The organism is Cryobacterium sp. Y50 (assembly GCF_002929805.1).
In the GTDB taxonomy this organism is placed as follows: Bacteria; Actinomycetota; Actinomycetes; order Actinomycetales; family Microbacteriaceae; genus Cryobacterium.
In genome coordinates this window covers 22,750-37,129 of the sequence record NZ_PJJM01000068.1, presented here as the reverse complement: position 1 = coordinate 37,129, position 14,380 = coordinate 22,750, and the positions used below count along the sequence as shown (strand labels likewise).

At 63.6% G+C, this 14,380-nt stretch carries 14 protein-coding genes; 5 read left to right on the top strand and 9 right to left on the bottom strand.

Going from position 1 to position 14,380, the window contains the following annotated elements; translation table 11 throughout:
* Positions 1-377 precede the first annotated feature (377 nt).
* Positions 378-1,694: a dicarboxylate/amino acid:cation symporter gene (locus tag CXY73_RS03625; protein ID WP_233198119.1), complete on the top strand. Its 1,317-nt coding sequence runs from the start codon at positions 378-380 to the stop codon at positions 1,692-1,694.
* A 279-nt stretch (positions 1,695-1,973) separates the two neighbouring features.
* Here the strand turns inward: CXY73_RS03625 and CXY73_RS03620 are convergent, their stop codons facing one another.
* From CXY73_RS03620 to CXY73_RS21800, 6 genes are all read right to left on the bottom strand, one after another.
* A complete protein-coding gene (locus tag CXY73_RS03620) occupies positions 1,974-2,393 on the bottom strand; it encodes a putative sulfate exporter family transporter (RefSeq protein WP_233198118.1) in 420 nt (139 codons plus the stop codon).
* A 31-nt stretch (positions 2,394-2,424) separates the two neighbouring features.
* The gene (locus CXY73_RS03615) at positions 2,425-3,387 is read right to left on the bottom strand and encodes a pyridoxal-phosphate dependent enzyme (protein WP_104176868.1); all 963 of its coding nucleotides are present in this window, start codon (positions 3,385-3,387) and stop codon (positions 2,425-2,427) included.
* A gap of 27 nt (positions 3,388-3,414) precedes the next feature.
* A complete protein-coding gene (locus CXY73_RS03610) occupies positions 3,415-4,602 on the bottom strand; it encodes a glycine C-acetyltransferase (protein WP_104135076.1) in 1,188 nt (395 codons plus the stop codon).
* A gap of 10 nt (positions 4,603-4,612) precedes the next feature.
* Positions 4,613-5,638, bottom strand: coding sequence for an L-threonine 3-dehydrogenase (gene tdh, locus CXY73_RS03605; RefSeq protein WP_104176867.1), 1,026 nt, complete (start codon positions 5,636-5,638; stop codon positions 4,613-4,615).
* Between the two features lie 232 nt (positions 5,639-5,870).
* On the bottom strand, positions 5,871-6,398 hold the full coding sequence (locus CXY73_RS21380) for a DUF3846 domain-containing protein (protein ID WP_158253019.1): 528 nt from the start codon (positions 6,396-6,398) through the stop codon (positions 5,871-5,873).
* A gap of 219 nt (positions 6,399-6,617) precedes the next feature.
* The gene (locus CXY73_RS21800) at positions 6,618-6,785 is read right to left on the bottom strand and encodes a hypothetical protein (RefSeq protein ID WP_158253020.1); all 168 of its coding nucleotides are present in this window, start codon (positions 6,783-6,785) and stop codon (positions 6,618-6,620) included.
* 470 nt (positions 6,786-7,255) lie between these two features.
* On the opposite strand from CXY73_RS21800, the gene CXY73_RS03590 reads away from it, so the two are divergent.
* The 4 genes from CXY73_RS03590 (at position 7,256) to CXY73_RS03575 (ending at position 12,627) form a co-directional block, all read left to right on the top strand.
* The gene (locus tag CXY73_RS03590; RefSeq protein WP_104176865.1) at positions 7,256-8,764 is read left to right on the top strand and encodes a class I adenylate-forming enzyme family protein; all 1,509 of its coding nucleotides are present in this window, start codon (positions 7,256-7,258) and stop codon (positions 8,762-8,764) included.
* Positions 8,761-10,020, top strand: a complete 1,260-nt coding sequence (locus CXY73_RS03585) for a beta-ketoacyl synthase (protein WP_104176864.1) — start codon at positions 8,761-8,763, stop codon at positions 10,018-10,020. The genes CXY73_RS03590 and CXY73_RS03585 overlap by 4 nt, the downstream gene beginning before the upstream one ends.
* Positions 10,021-10,033: 13 nt before the next feature.
* Positions 10,034-11,218, top strand: coding sequence for an acyl-CoA dehydrogenase family protein (locus CXY73_RS03580; RefSeq protein WP_104176863.1), 1,185 nt, complete (start codon positions 10,034-10,036; stop codon positions 11,216-11,218).
* A 290-nt stretch (positions 11,219-11,508) separates the two neighbouring features.
* Complete coding sequence (locus CXY73_RS03575; RefSeq protein ID WP_104176862.1) at positions 11,509-12,627, top strand: pyridoxal-phosphate dependent enzyme; 1,119 nt, start codon at positions 11,509-11,511, stop codon at positions 12,625-12,627.
* 35 nt (positions 12,628-12,662) lie between these two features.
* Here the strand turns inward: CXY73_RS03575 and CXY73_RS03570 are convergent, their stop codons facing one another.
* From CXY73_RS03570 to CXY73_RS03560, 3 genes are all read right to left on the bottom strand, one after another.
* Positions 12,663-12,887 (bottom strand): hypothetical protein, encoded by a 225-nt coding sequence (locus CXY73_RS03570; RefSeq protein WP_104135083.1) that lies wholly within the window; start codon positions 12,885-12,887, stop codon positions 12,663-12,665.
* A 239-nt stretch (positions 12,888-13,126) separates the two neighbouring features.
* Positions 13,127-14,095 carry an ArsA family ATPase gene (locus tag CXY73_RS03565; RefSeq protein WP_104176861.1) on the bottom strand — a complete coding sequence of 323 codons (969 nt, stop codon included), beginning with the start codon at positions 14,093-14,095 and terminating at the stop codon, positions 13,127-13,129.
* Positions 14,086-14,379 carry a cory-CC-star protein gene (locus CXY73_RS03560; RefSeq protein ID WP_233198117.1) on the bottom strand — a complete coding sequence of 98 codons (294 nt, stop codon included), beginning with the start codon at positions 14,377-14,379 and terminating at the stop codon, positions 14,086-14,088. The genes CXY73_RS03565 and CXY73_RS03560 overlap by 10 nt, the downstream gene beginning before the upstream one ends.
* Position 14,380 lies beyond the last annotated feature (1 nt).

Below are 14,380 nucleotides of genomic sequence, written 5' to 3'. Positions count from 1 at the left end.
TCACGCCCGGTCAGTAGAACCAGCACCAATCTAGCCAGCCAGCCCCAGGCCAGCCACAAGAAAGACTTACAGACGGTTCACCTTCTCATCGGTCGCCGACCTCCAAGACGCGATGGAACGCTACATCGAGAACTATAACAAGGACGCCAAGCCGTTCACCTGAACCAAATCAGCGGAGCATCTGCTGGGCAAGATGAAACGGAAACAAATAATTAACACGGAACACTAGTCGCCGCCGGCCGGCTCGCCCATGCCGTCCTTGTCTGGGTAGGGAATCATCCGTCGACGCCCGGGCGGTTGCGCCGGATTGGGTGTTCCGGCACGCATCGTGTATCATGGCGGGGCCTACCCTGCGTCACAAACGTGCTCACATTCCCGTGTACTGCACCTCAGTTGACCGGAGGACCATCGTCAAGTCGTTCAAATCATTCCCCCTGCTCGGCTGGATTATCCTGGCCATCGTCCTCGGTATCCTGACCGGCCCCGTAATGCCTGCCTGGCTTGGCGGGGCATTCATGACGTACAACTCGATCTTCTCCGGATTCCTGGGTTTCATCGTGCCTTTGATCATCCTGGGGCTCGTGATGCCCGCGATCGCCGAACTCGGCAAGGGCGCCGGGAAATGGCTCGGGATCACGGCCATGATCGCGTACGGCTCCACGATCCTGGCGGGAATGCTCGCCTACTTCGTGAGCCGTTGGCTGTTCACTCCGTCGCTGGCAGGAGCCGGCCTCGATGTGATCGGCGATGATTCCGAATCGGGTTTCAGCCCCTACCTCACGGTGGTGGCCACCGCCGGCGACTCGGCGACCGAGATCGTTCTCCCACCTGTCATCGGTGTCATGAGCGCGCTGGTGCTCGCCTTCATCCTCGGTATCTGCCTGGCCGCGCTCCACAGCAAGGTGCTATTTCGCGCAGCCGTGGAGTTCCGCACGATCATCGAGATCGTGATCCGGCGCATGATCGTTCCCGCACTGCCGCTGTTCATCTTCGGGATCTTCATGGATCTTTCCGCCAGCGGCTCCGCGGTGACCGTCGTCACGAAGTTCCTGCTCGTGGCTCTGGTCTCCTTCGGGCTGACGTTCGTGGTCCTGCTCGCGCAGTACTCGGTGGCCGGAGGGATGGCTGGCGTGAACCCGTTGAAGGCACTGTGGAACATGCGCGATGCCTACTTCACGGCGCTGGGCACCTCGTCGTCGGCTGCCACGATTCCGGTAACGCTTGCCTCGACGAAGAAGAACGGCGTCTCCGACTCGATTGCGGGCTTTGTCGTGCCACTGTGTGCCACGATCCACCTTTCGGGGTCGATGGTGAAGATCACCTGCTTCTCGTTCGCGGTGCTGCTGCTCACGGGCGGTGAAAGCAGCTTCGGTGCCTACCTGCCGTTCATCCTGATGCTGGGCGTCATGATGATCGCCGCCCCTGGCGTTCCCGGCGGGGCGATCGCCGCGGCCGCCGGCCTGCTCACGCAGATGCTGGGGTTCGGCGAGGCCGAGGTGGGGCTCATGTTCGCGGCATACATCGCTCTGGACAGCTTCGGCACTGCCACGAACGTGACGGGCGATGGTGCGATCGCGATGATCATGAACAAGCTCACCAGGGGCAACCTGGGCGCCCAGGCGCAGGATCCGGCAGACGCGAAAGTGGAAGTGGGAGAAGGCCGCGAGACCCCCTCGCACGCCCCGGCCCGGTAGCCCCTCTCCACGGCCGGTTGCCGGAATGTCACCAAGGTCCTCAAATACAGTTCCGGGCATCGCCGATAGGGATCGGCAATGCCTGGACGGGTCATTGGCCTGCCGAATCGATAGTGGTGTCGATCGCACGGACGCCGAGCCGGGCGAAGTTTGCGCCGTACGTGCTCATGGCTGAGTACCGCGCAGGGTACGGCAGCATCGCGATAGCCAGTGTGCCGCAGAGGGTTAGCAGCGCGACCGGCGTAGCAGTGTCCTTGTCCTTGGCCTTCACGACCCCGCTCATGGCTCCGATGGCGGATGCGCACAAATGGCAAAACCGGTGGTGATCAGCAGTGGCTGGTGGCCGGGCAGGCGGAACAGGCGCCCGAGCCAGAACGTGCTGCCGAAGGTGAAGAGCACGACGGCCGCGACCGAGGCGATGGTGACCCAGCCGAGACCGGCGATATCGACGAGGCTGAGTTTCAGGCCAAGCAGCACGATCCCGAGGCGCATGAAACGCTTCGCCGCGACAGAGAGCCCTGGCGCGAGAAATCCGGAGAGCGGCGCCTGCGCGGCTGGTAGCTGGGCGACGATGATGCCCAAAGCGACCGCAGCGGTGAGCAGGGGAACGGCGGGCAGTACGGCGTAAACTCCCCAGGCCGCAAGTGCGGCGGCGCCGGACACCGCGACGCCCGGCAGCCATGGGTGACTTCGGATCACAGCACGGGGCCTGGGGATCGCGCGAAGGAGGTCATGCTTTGGCGGGCACCATGAGCTCGCGGAATCGTTGCAGGCCAACGTTGCCGCCGGACAGGATGACGCCGATGCGCTGGTTCGGCGCGCGGTGCTCGCGGAACATCACTGAGGCGAGCGCGGTCGCCCCGGACGGCTCGAGCACGATCTTCAATCGGTCGAAGGCGAATGCCATTGCTTCGATGATCTGGTCGTCGGTGACCAGGTCGACGGCGTCCACGAGCCGGCGGTTCACGCCGAAGGTCAGCTCCCCGGGAATCTCGGCCCCCTGGCCGTCGGCGATCGTGTCAGGCACGGCGATCTGCACACGCTCGCCGGCAGCGATGGATCGCCGGGTGTCGTCACCAGCCTCTGGCTCGACCCCGACCATCCGGATGCCAGGGAAGAGGCCTTTCGCCGCCGTCGCACTGCCCGCCATGAGGCCGCCACCGCCGATGGGAACGCGCAGTTCGTCGAGCTGTCCGATCTCCTCCAGGAGCTCGAGGGCCGCCGTTCCTTGCCCGGCCATGATTCCGTTATGCTCATAAGGGGGGATGATGGTGAGCCCGCGTTCCGCGGCGAGGGTATTGCCCATCGCTTCCCGGTCGCCGGTGAAGCGGTCGTAGAACTGCACCTCGGCGCCGTAGCCGCGCGTGGCAGCGACCTTGGACTCCGGCGCATCGGCCGGCATCACAATGGTCGCGGTCGATCCGGCCATCGCGGCGGAAAGCGCAACAGCCTGCGCGTGGTTACCAGATGACCAGGCTGTGACTCCACGGTTCAGTTCGTCCGCGCCGAGGCGGGAGATCACGTTGTACGCCCCGCGGAACTTGAAGGCACCGATGCGCTGGAAATTCTCGGCTTTGAGAAAGACCCGCGCTTCGCACAAGTCGTCCAGTGTTCTGGATGTCAGCACGGGCGTGACATGAGCGATTCCGGAAATTTGTCGTGCGGCATCCCGCACCGAATCGAGGGTTAACATGCTTTAAGCTTACGGTTCTGCCGAAGCTTACGACTTCGCAGAGAGGGCTTCCCTGGCACTGGCGAAGGCATCGGTGCAGCGGATGATGTCGTCGCTGCTGTGCGCCGCAGACAACTGCACACGAATGCGCGCCTTGCCAAGCGGCACCACCGGGTAGGAGAACGCGATCACGTAGACGCCCAACTCAAGCAGGGCGTCCGCCATCGCAGCGGCCTCGTGCTCGTCGGCGAACATGACCGGGATGATCGGATGCTCGCCAGGCAACAGCATGAAGCCGGCCGCGCTCATCCGCTCACGGAACAGTTCGGCGTTGCGCTTCAGCGTTACCCGCAGCTCGGCGCCCTCGGCCACCAGATTCAATGCTTCGATCGATCCGGCGACGACGGATGGCGCGACGGCGTTCGAGAACAGGTACGGGCGGGCGCGCTGACGGAGCAGGTCTACTATTTCCTGGTGGGCACTGATGTAGCCACCGGATGCGCCGCCCAAAGCCTTGCCGAGCGTGCCGGAGACGATGTCAACGCGGTCGGTGACCCCGAACAGTTCCGGGGTTCCGGCGCCGGTTGGCCCGACGAAACCGACCGCGTGCGAATCGTCCACCATCACGAGGGCGTCGTATTGCTCGGCCAGGTCGCAGATCGCATCCAACGGGGCGAGGTAGCCGTCCATGGAGAAGACGCCGTCCGTGACTACCAGGCGGCGGCGGGCACCGGATGCCGCCTGCAACTGGGCTTCCAGGTCGGCCATGTCACGGTTCTTGTAGCGGTAGCGCGTTGCCTTGCTCAGGCGCACCCCGTCAATAATCGACGCGTGATTCAGTTCGTCTGAGATGACGGCATCCTCGGCGCCGAGCAGCACTTCGAAGATGCCGCCGTTGGCGTCGAAGCAGGACGGGAACAGGATGGTCGCCTCGGTTCCAAGAAGCGTGGAAAGCCGGTTCTCCAACTCGACGTGCTGGCTCTGCGTGCCGCAGATGAACCGCACGCTCGCCATGCCGAAGCCCCACTCATCGAGTGCGGTTTTCGCCGCGGCAACCAACCGGGGATGGTTTGCGAGACCGAGATAGTTGTTGGCGCAGAAATTGAGCACCGGCTTGCCCGATGCCCGCACATGCGACGACTGGGCAGACTCTAGCTGGCGCTCCGTTTTATATAGCCCGGCAGCGCGAATCTCGGTAAGTGTCTGCGCGAGCTGCTCGCGAACTGTTCCGTACATCTTCTCCTCCTTAGGTCCAGTCGATGACGACTTTGCCGCTGTCCCCGCCGCGGGCGACGGCGAAGGCCTGCTCCCAGTCGCTCGCGGGGAAACGGTCTGTGATGACGGCCGATACGTCAAGGCCGGTTTGCACCATGGCGTTCATGGCGTACCAGGTTTCGAACATCTCGCGTCCGTAGATGCCCTTGATGGTGATCATATGGCTGACGACTTTTGCCCAGTCGATGCCAATCGGTGCGCTGGGAAGGCCCAGCATTGCGACCCGTCCGCCGTGGGTGAGGTTCTCGAGCATCTCTAGCAGGGCGGTCGGATGCCCGCTCATCTCCAGCCCGATGTCGAAGCCCTCCGTCATGCCCAACGCACTCTGGGCTGACGCGACGCGGTCTATCGCAACGTTCACCGCGAGGTCGACCCCCATCCGCCTGGCGAGTTCTAGGCGGGCTTCATTGACATCGGTGATGACGATGAACCTGGCGCCGATGTGGCGCGCGACTTTCGCGGCCATCAGGCCGATCGGGCCTGCTCCCGTAATCAAAACATCTTCGCCGACGAGGGGAAAAGAGAGGGTCGTGTGCACCGCGTTGCCAAGAGGGTCGAATATTGCGGCCAGGTCGGGATCGATGGTTTCCGGATGCTGCCACACATTGCTCGCGGGAATTACGACGAATTCTGCGAAGGCGCCATCCCGGTTCACACCGACGCTGGAGGTGTTTATGCAGAGGTGCCGGCGACCGGCGCGGCAGTTGCGGCAGTGCCCGCAGACTATGTGGCCCTCGCCCGACACCAGCTCGCCCACCCGGACGCTGGCGACGTCTTCGCCGATCTCGACCACGCGGCCGGAGAACTCGTGCCCCGGAATGAGCGGGGCCTTCACGGCGCCGGCTGCCCAGGCATCCCACGACTCGATGTGCAGGTCGGTCCCGCAGATACCGGTGCGCAGCACGCGGATCTTGACGTCCCCGGGGCCCGGCGTTGGTTCTGGCCTCTCAACCAGGCGCAAGCCGGCTACGGCCGCGTCTATGTAGAGAGCTTTCATCGGTGATTTCCTCTCGTGCGTCCCTCGTGGGGCCGAGCTAATGAAACCATCTTTGGCCGGAGAATGTCAGGCGTCATTAGGAGTGTTCTTCAGCAGCTATCGCAGGACCTTCAGCCTAGCTGAGCTGGAGTGTGTTCGAATCAACCCAACCTTCACACGAAGCGGTGTTCACTACTTGACACGCTCGTCAGTGACTCGGCACCCGGATAGACCCGTACCTCTCGTACTGTAGTTACAAAACACTCTTCGCGGCGCCGTTCGATTTCTGCTGGGAGGGAGGCCAGTGACTGCCCGCGATACTTGATTGCCCGTCGCACATTTGGAAGAGGCACGAAAACTGGCCTTGCCCCCGTTTGACTGCGAGTTGGGCGATGATGCTCGTGCGCAGGTTCAGCCGTGACCCGTTGAGGGCTCCTTCATCGTCGACGAACAAGTCGATGTCCTCCTCGAGGCCGACGACGTCGAAGTTGTTGCACCCGACGCTCACGTCCAGGGCCTCCACGATGCGGGCCGTGTCGGCGCGTGCCCGGGCAGTGGCGGCGTCTGCGCGGATAGGTGTTCTCGTGTAGTCGTACGTTATGGCATTTCTCTCTTCTCCTCGGACAACTTGTTTTTTTGCCTTCCGGCAAAGAGAAATCGAAAGCGACCGAAGCGGTGAAGTGCCCAGAATTTCAGACGAAATAAGGGAGCCTGCGACCGCGTCTGAAAATCTGGGAACGCAGCCGCGCAGGAAGCTACGATGACCGGCCGGAATGGTCAAAAAAACAGCAGAGGAACAGTGCCGCACAACGGCTCCGCCCTGGCAGGACTTAGGGCGGCCGCGCCGCCGTTCCCTATGTTGCTACTGTGGTGGCTGTGGCTGTGGCTGTGGCTGTGGCTGTGGCTGGTGTTCTGGTGGGGAAGCGCGAGGGGACGCCCCTCGCCGGCTAGAGTGCGGCGGCGGCCGCTTCAATGATGATGCGTGCGCCGAACTCTCTGATCAGGCGGTGACACCCGGCACTGCTGGGAGAGGTGGCCTGGCCAGGGACGGCGCCGAACGGGTTCCCAGCGCGGCCGTGTGACCGGCGACGTTCAGCGAACCAGAACGCCACTCCGTCTTCACCACGAGCGTCGTCGTACTGCCGGCGGCGATCAACCGTTTTCGCATCCGGAATCTTCGGACCAGGAAGTCCGACCTGCTCGAAAATAATGTATCCCGCCGAGTTATTCTCGACGATTGAGGTCGGGATAGTCCCAATGCTCAGCTTGACGGTGCGCGGCGTTCTCGTATGTATATTGCGTAGCCGAGATCACTGCCGTGATGCTGGTGCGGATGCGCGTGTCATCGAGGTTGGACAGGGCGTGACTGAGCTGGTGTCCTGGGCTGTGTTGAGGCTGATCTCAATGCCTTCGATCTCGCCGAGCTGTGCGCGGTCCAGCGCGGTATCGAGGCGCTCGAGCAGGTCGGTGACGATCTGCTTTAATCACCTGCGCTGAGCCGGATCGAGCCTGACCATCAGAGCAGAACTCTCGGGTCACCACGTCGTCACAACTCACGCAGACCGGTCGATTGAGGATTAGGTGGGGATTAGACTGGTGGGCATCGATCCAGGGCGAGGTCGCGCAAGGAGGTCGCGGGTGCCGATTACGCGGACCGTGTTGGAAGTCGCCGAGCAGCATCCGGACCAGCTGGCGATCGTTGCGGCTGATATTCGGCTGACGTATGCGCAACTCGTCGAGGATTCCCGGTACATGTTCGCCGCCGTGGATGGGCTTCACCGGAGGCAGCACCTGCCGCCGGCACCTGCCGTTGAAACCGGCGGCATCCCGATCACGGCCGTGAGTATCGCATCAGCGTTCCATACGGCACGCATCATTGCGGGGCTCGCGGGGTTCCGCGCTGTGTCGGCGACTATCGACCCACGGTGGCCGCTGGAGCACAGGGTCGGCGTCATTCTTGCCACGGGAATCGGTGTGGTGATCAGTGATGCTACCGACCTTGCGGATGCCCTCGCCGCGCTCGGCTGGACCGGTACGATCCACCCGCTGGCGGACTTCATGCAGCGCGAGGCATCTGCCACGGCGGCGGCGACACCGACGGTGCGGCACGGCAACGAACCTTTCCTCCTCTTGTTCTCATCGGGCACGACGAGCAACCCCAAGGGATTCCTGAAGACGCGGCACCAGTACCGTGAGAACTTCGCGATCTCCAGTGCATACCTGGAACCATGGCCCGGCGTCGCAACGCTCGCGCCCGGCCCAGTGTCGTACAGCCTCACCCTCTACGCGCTGATCGAGTGCCTCGCCTCTGGAGGCAGCGCGCACATGGCGGACGTGTTCAATCCGCTGGAAATGGCCGCGCGCATTTCCGACGAGAAGATCACCCGCGTCGTTACTGTGCCTGCCGTCGTGCAGGCACTGGTGGATGCTGCCCGTCGTGACCCCGCCCGCTTCACTACGCTCGAGCTGATCGTCACTGGCGGCGCGAATTTACCCGCCGTTCTTCGTACGGGTCTGGCCGACGTGCTGCCCGATGTGCGGCTGATCAGTTATTACGGTGCAGCTGAGATTGGGTTCATCGGTGACAGCCGTGACGGTGACGGCACAACTATCAACATCTACGATGGTGTCAAGGCGAGTATTCGCGACAAGGATGGCGCCGAGCTGCCCGACAGCGAGCCCGGCACGCTGTGGATCCGGGTCGCCGCTTGCTCCGACGGCTACATCACCGGTATGACGGACACCGTGCTGAAAGGCTCCGACGGCTGGTCAACTGTAAATGACCACGGCCGGCTGGTCGACGGTACGTTGGTTCTGGTGGGCCGCGCCGGAGACATCGCCGTCACCGGCGGACACAAGGTGGCGTTACCGGAGGTGGAACGTGCATTCGAGGGGATGCCGCGTATAGGCGCGATTTGCGCGGTGGCGCTTCCTCACGAGCGGCTGGGCGCTATCATCGCACTCGTCATCGAGGGTGAAACGCCAAACAAGGGCCAGCTGCTCGCCCGCGCGCGGCACAACCTGGCACCGCAATTCGTACCACGCCGTTGGTACTGGGTCGAGCGGCTGCCGCGTACAGTCGGCGGAAAGATTCGCCGCGCCGCCACCGCTGAGCTCGTCGCGCAGGGAGAGGCCGTGCGGCTGTGAGCGATCAGCGCCGCGTGGTCATCACCGGACTCGGGGCCATCACCCCGAGCGGCTTGGATGTGCCGACGATGTGGGATGCCGTCCGCCACGGACGCAGCGCCATTACGACGCTTGACGATCCCGAATTCGCCGACCTGGCCGTGCATATCGGCGGGCAGGTGCACGGGTTCGAGGTATCTAGTGTCCTCGCACCCAGCCTGGCCCGTCGGCTGAGCCGCAGCCAACACTGGGCCGTCGCGGCCGCTGACCAGGCACTCGCGCAGGCAGGCTGGACGCCCGGAGCCGGCGAGATGCCATGGGACCCGGACCGGTTCGCGGTGATCGCCGCCACGGGCTCCGGACCTGTCACCGCGATGCAGCACGCCACCCGCGCCCTCGACGAGCGCGGCCCCCGTGCCGTGCCGCTGACCCTCGCGATCTACGGTGCACCGGACGCGGCGGCGGCCTTACTCAGCCAGCGCTATCAGGCATTCGGGCCGGCACAGAGCGTATCGGCGACGTGCGCGAGCGGCGCAATCGGTCTCGGGGAGGCGCTGCGTCGCATCCGCCACGGCTACGCCGACGCAGTCCTTGTCGTCGGTGTCGAGGACTGTCTAAACCCGGTAAATCTCGCATCGAACGCGAACATACACGCTCTGGCATCTGGGTACAAGCATGATCCCGCCGCTGCATCCCGCCCCTTCGATCGGGCACGCTCCGGGTTCGTAATGTCGGCCGGGGCAGCCGCCATCCTTCTCGAGTCCGAGGAGGGCGCGCGCACCCGCCGGGCTACCGTGTTAGCCCAGCTGGCCGGTTTCGGGGCGGCCAGCGATGCGTACCACCCGACCGCACCGCATCCACAAGGTCGAGGAGCGGCGCAGGCTGTGCGTGTCTGCCTTGCCGACGCAGGTGTCACGCCGGATGCCGTCGACCACATCAACGCACACGGCACCGGAACACCGGCCGGTGATGCCGCAGAACTGAACGCGCTGGATGCCGCGCTCGGTGATCGAGCTCGCAGCATCCCGATCAGCGCGACCAAGTCCAGCACGGGCCACCTCCTCGGCGCGTCGGGGGTGCTGGAGGCGATCATCGCCGTGCAGTCGTTGCGTGACGAGGTATTACCGCCCACTCGCAACCTCGACGACCTCGAGTTCGCAGGCTGGGATATCGTGGCGGGCGAAGCCCGCCGACAGAGTATTGACACGGTGCTGTCGAATTCGTTCGGGTTCGGCGGCCACAACGGCGCGGTACTGATCAGGCGCGTCAATGGATGACGAAGGAGCAGATATGTCAGACCGGGAAACCCGACACGCAGAATTGGCCTCGACGTACCTGCCCGACGACCTGTTGGGACGTTTCCGCGCGCGTGCCGACATCTACGATCGAGAAAACCGCTTCTTCGATGAGGACCTCGCCGAGCTCACAGCGCAGGGCTATCTCACCCTGTTTGTGCCGGAGGAGTTCGGCGGCGCTGGTCTGAGCCTCAACGAAGTATCTCGGCTGCAGCAGCGCCTGGCCACGGCAGCGCCCGCGACGGCCCTCGCTATAAACATGCACCTGATGTGCGTCGGGGTTGTACGTGCGATGTTCGAGCGCGGCGACCGGTCGCTGACGTACGTGTTCGACGAGGTGATGGCTGGTGAGATCTTCGCGTTCGGGGTAAGCGAGCCAGCCAATGACTGGGTACTGCAGGGGTCGAACACCATTGCTCAGCCGCAGGAGGACGGCGGCTACCTGCTGACCGGGGTGAAGATTTTCACCTCACTGTCACCGGTATGGACACGCCTGATCACCCACGGGCTGGACAGCACGGATGCCGACAATCCGAGGCTCGTGTACGGGTTCATCGAGCGGAGCGCGGAAGGCATCAGCGTGTCGGACCAGTGGGACGTGCTCGGTATGCGCGCGTCGCAGAGCCGTTCGACGATCCTGGAGAACGTGCGGATGCGGCCGGAGAAGGTAGCTCGCAGAATTCCGACGGGACGATACCCCGATCTGTTGACGTTCGCGATCACGAGCAACTTTCAACTGCTGATCGGGGCTGTGTACACGGGTATCGCGCGCCGTGCGCTGGATCTGGGCGCCGCGGGGCTGAAAATCCGGAAGTCGGCCAAGAACGGCACTACCTACGCCCAGGTTCCCGAGTTCCGGGCACGCCTGGCCGACTCCCTCATGGCGTACATGGCCGTGCCCGCGCAGTTGGACGCTTACACTCGCGACTTCGACGAACTCATCGACCACGGCGCAGGCTGGCCGCTGCGTCTGATCAGCGCCCGCATCAACGCATCGAACGTGGCCCGGCACGCGACCGAGACCGCGCTGATGTGCGCAAGTGGCAGCGGATACAACAACAGCAACGAGCTCAACCGCCTGTTCCGGGATGCTACGGCCGGGCTGTTCCATCCGCCGAGTGCTGACGCCGCCCGACCGATGTACGCGGCCGCATTACTCGACGAGCCCACCATTGACTGACGGGCTTCGTCCGCCAGAGCTGATCCCTGTTAGCTGATCATTCCATCGTCCTGCCAGGGCGATTGAGGCTGTGTGCAATCTCTCCCGGCAGATCAAACCGGACGAGATCGTGGCATTTTCGGCACGAACAGAGGGGGAAAATTTTAGACGATTAGTCATGAAACAGATTCTCCTTACCGCTGTCTCAATTCACCATACGAGCGCAAGTCTCAGGAGACCGTCACCCGTGTGCTCCACGGCGTCATCATCGACTATTGCGAAACGAACTCTTTAGGGAAAGTAGAGGTAACATGACTGACAATTTCTACTCCAACCCGGCCGCCAGGCGGTGGCGAACGGATGCTGTGGGCGACTCGATCCTGCAATTCCACCGCAGCCTGCCTGACTATCGGCCGAGCCCGCTCACGGAGGTTTCCGCCCTGGCCGACGAGTTGAGGGTCGGCCGTGTGTTCGTGAAAGATGAATCGTCCCGATTCGGCCTGCCGGCATTCAAGATGATGGGCGCGTCGTACGCGGTGTCCCGCGTGCTGTCGGCTCGGGTGGGGTCGCCGGATGCGGCGCTTCCTCTGGACGAGTTGCGCGACCGGCTGACCGCGCAGGCGCCGTTCACCCTGGTCGCCGCGACCGACGGCAACCACGGCCGTGCGGTCGCCCATATGGCGCGGCTGCTCGGCCTGCCTGCGCGCATCTTCGTCTCGGCCTACCTGTCGAAGGTCCCCTGGGCGGCGATCGAATCGGAGGGTGCGGGGGTATTTGGGGTGGACGCACCGTACGACGGCGTGGTGGCTGCCGCCCGCGCCTATGTCGAGTCGGCCGGGGAGAGTGCGCTCCACATCCAGGACACCGCCTGGCCCGGCTATGGGCAGGTACCGCAGCTCATCGTCGACGGCTACTCGACCATCTTCAGTGAGGCTGACGCGCAGCTGGGGGAATTGGGGCTTCTCGCCGACCTGGTGACGGTTCCCGTCGGTGTCGGGTCCCTGGCTGAGGCGGCCATCCGCCACTATCGCTCGCGACCGGATGGAGTCGCCGCCGCTCCGACAGTGCTAAGCGTCGAACCCGAGAACGCGCCATCCGTCATCATCTCGCTGCAAGCCGGTACGCTCACCTCAGTGCCGACCTCGTACACGATCATGGCCGGCCTCAACTGCGGCACGCCGTCGAGCAACTCCTGGCCATATTTGATCGACGGGCTGGATGCCGCGGTCACCGTCTCGGAGGACGACACGCGCCGCGCTGTACACGACCTTGAGCAGCTCGGGGTGGACGCCGGCCCGTGCGGCGCGTCGTCCCTGGCGGCGATGCGCGCAATCGCAGGCGACCCGGGCAGACGCACCGCAGCGTCGCTGAGTTCCGATGCCGTGGTCGTCCTGCTGAGCACAGAAAGCCGCTCGGCAAATCCGATCTGAGCCGGCGGGTCCGCGTCAGACCCGCCGGATACCCGTCACAGATGGCCCAGCACGTCCAGTTGAAGCTGCGCGACGACGGCGACTACGATGCAGCTGACGACGATGATGGTCGGCACCCCGCCGTGGACCGAGCCGAATGTCCGAGCCATCCGCTCATCGAAACGGCCTTGGCTGGTACTGTGCAGGGTCATGGCCCAGAACAGCGGGACTGTCCGATCGTCTGTGAACTCCTGGGTGAAACGCCTACGTGCTGCGGTCATGCTGATCTCTCCTTTCAGGAGACCCTCATTTTAAGAGGGCCCACTGTCCGAGATACCTGCAGCAGCTCACACTCAACCGCTACGGACCAACTGAAGTAATACGCGTCCACTATGAGCCATGCCGAAAAATTAACGCACGAAGCCCAATTGAACAGCATTGCATCGAATGCTGCTTTACCAGCTTCTCTTCAGCGATGCCAGGCCCGCCAGCGTGCTTCGAACACATTGGTGCTGAAGCGCTAGGGTGCGCTGAGTAGCGCCGCGAGTTCCTCTAACGCATCTTCTCCGGTCATGTCTCGAACCAGCAGTGGCAGTTCGGTCATCGGCACGGTATGGAGGTGCTCACGGAGCTCTTGAAGACAAATATCTTCGCGTATCCTGCGTTCAGCAAGGAAGGCGCCGGCGTCAGCAGGGGAGCGGCGGTTGACAACAAGAGATGCGACATCGACGCCCAAACCGCGCAATTGCCTGACGATGTCAAGGGATTCGGCAACCGGCATCTTTTCGGCGAGGGTCACGACCACGAAGCCCGTGATGGTGCCATCGGTGATCGTCTTGTTCATGCGGGAAAACCGGTCACGACGGGCCACCAATGTGCGCCGCAGTTCCGATTCGGTTGCGGTCTCCGGGTTTTCACGGCCGACAATTCCTCGGGCTGCCGCGGCGAATCGGTCCGATCTGGAGCGGCTGGCGAGCAGCGATTCCGTCCACCCCGTCAACTTCTCCGGCAGGCTAAGCAGATGTAGCGTGTGGCCCGATGGTGCAGTGTCGAACAACACAAGGTCATAGGCGTCGATGCCGTGGTCTATGAGCTCGGCGATCCGTTCGAGCATGGCAGACTCGTAGCTGCCTGGCGCGGTTTTTGCGAGCTCGAGGTGTGCCTTCGCCGAACGGTGCAGCCGCTCGGGCAGGAGCTTCATCATCGTGGCGCTGACTGTCTTGAAATGGCGCTCGATGGTGGCGCGGGGATCTATCTCAACGGCATCCACACATCCATCGGAAGCGGTGAAAACTCGGGTGACAGCATCCGATAATGCCGTGTCCCAGATATGTCCGAGGTTGTGTGCCGGATCGGTGGAGACGAGCAGTACCCGACCGCCGTTCCGGGCACGCGCAAGCGCCAAAGCGGATGCCACCGAGGTTTTGCCGACTCCGCCTTTGCCTCCAACGAAGAGCACTTGTCGATCGCGAGCGAGTGTCAGCAGCATCCGATATGGTCCAATGGGGAGTGGGGGATTCCGATACGGCGATGCCAGGCATGGAAATTCTCCCAAACAGCAGGCATGAGTTCGGCGGTGTAATAGGCGGCCGGGTCCGGCACGCCAAGGGCTTCGCCCAAAACAGCAACCATGAACAGGTCATCTTCGGACTGCTGCTCCCGTTTGAACATCTGACGGTACGGCCCCACGTAGAACTCGTGCAGTCCCTCCCAGAACGCTGACCAGCGCCGGAAGGAGCCCTCCCGGCGCCGGTTCGTCGGCTTCGATCTCATC